The 1,384-nt window shown below is 52.6% G+C and carries 2 protein-coding genes; one reads left to right on the top strand and one right to left on the bottom strand.

The genetic code is table 11. The annotated features are described in order from the left end of the window. Positions 1-116 precede the first annotated feature (116 nt). A complete protein-coding gene (locus tag VF709_RS24805; protein ID WP_072036502.1) occupies positions 117-794 on the top strand; it encodes a phage tail protein in 678 nt (225 codons plus the stop codon). Here VF709_RS24805 and VF709_RS24800 read toward each other — a convergent pair. Beyond that, the coding region (locus tag VF709_RS24800) for a tail fiber domain-containing protein (RefSeq protein WP_369701569.1) at positions 760-1,384 on the bottom strand (625 nt) is incomplete at its 5' end. The genes VF709_RS24805 and VF709_RS24800 overlap by 35 nt on opposite strands.

Raw genomic sequence — 1,384 nt, 5'->3', positions numbered from 1 at the left:
GTAGCGCTTTATTGGATGCTCAAAGTTCCTGGGGTGATTCCGGTCAAAAGAAAGTTCTAACTGTGGGGGCTTTTGGTCTGGGGCGTGAAATTACTGAATCAGTTCCACTTAATACTATGAGCGAGTCCTACCCCTCATCGTTTATATGGTCGGTAGAGGACGCCAGCTACATGGGTGTCTCAGGAAGTCAGAGCATTACCTCTATCGTAATAGCTCGCGGAGGAAGACCAACTCGCATTCATCAAATCTACACGTTAGGGCGGACTTTCTTCAGTTACCGAACACCTACAGGGTGGCTGTATCAGGAAGCCTACACAACGGGGAACACCACTAAGGCGAGCGATGGCACGCTAAAAGCGGCCTCACCAGTTGCCCGCATAGTAACGAGTCGCGATGCATGCCAGCGCGCTGACGTAGCCGAAGATGGTTTCTCCTGGTGCGGCTGCGGGACAGCAAATACAGAGGCGGAGGGCATAACCCTTTCTCGCCTCGACGTAGGTATTTACGTGCTCGCAGGTTCGGCAGGACTGGCTTCAGAGGGATGGCAGCTACTGCCACCGATGGACCCTGGTGGCATGGGAGAACTTGGCGTGGTTGAAGCTGAGCAGACGGAAAGCGGAGGCCTGACAATCCGTCTTTTCAAGCAAAAATACATCCTGAGCGGTGAAGGTGAGATCATTAAAACCAAAGGTGAACCGATGGACGTACCGGCGAACAGCTGGATCGATGTTCGACTTGATATGCCTGACGATTCCCTGTTTAACCAGCGGATGAGCCAGGAGCCGCAACGTTGATCACTTCCTCTAAGGCGCTGACGCGGACAGCCAGCGCTTTGATTGCCGCCAGCGCATCGAGCATCAGAGGATTGAGGTCAAGCGTCATTTTCCCCGACTCCTCAGCCGAGTGAACATATTGCGGATCTATCTTTTCCAGTTCCTGAGCAATGACGCCGCGGCGAGTCGTTTTGGCTTCATCTGCGAGGTAGTAGAAGGTCTTAAAGTCCATTGCCACTATGTTGGCCAGAGACACTTCTAAATCCAGATCCCCTGTTACTTTTTTAAAGTTAATGTCCGATGTACCCGCAGACTGCAGCTGCGCCCACGGCACTGAGGATTTTGGTGTTTGAGGGTCACTGGTTGTAAGAAAGCGGCTGAATACCGCACTACCGGAAGTGATCCATAACTGCGCAATTCGCTGTCCAGTGTACGAACTCTGGAACCCACAGCCATTCGCAGGAGCCCACAGAGTATTGCCATCGGCATCACTGATGAAGGATGAACTGGCATCTGTGGGCTTATTTTGGAGAGCCGAACCAACCCCAAAATCCCCAACCGAAAGCATGTTGCCTGACGAGCTATAAGCGTTCCTCGTCGCGCTACTTCCT

The sequence above is a fragment of the Enterobacter sp. Lyrl_3 genome (assembly GCF_051948675.1).
Classification (GTDB): domain Bacteria; phylum Pseudomonadota; class Gammaproteobacteria; order Enterobacterales; family Enterobacteriaceae; genus Enterobacter; species Enterobacter cloacae.
The sequence above is the reverse complement of the archived record's forward strand: the minus strand, read 5'-3'. Positions and strand labels throughout refer to the sequence as shown.

Excerpts from the sequence above, each read along its gene's own strand:
- VF709_RS24805 (WP_072036502.1), top strand. The coding sequence starts at position 117 with ATGAGCGAGTCCTACCCCTCATCGTTTATATGGTCGGTAGAGGACGCC.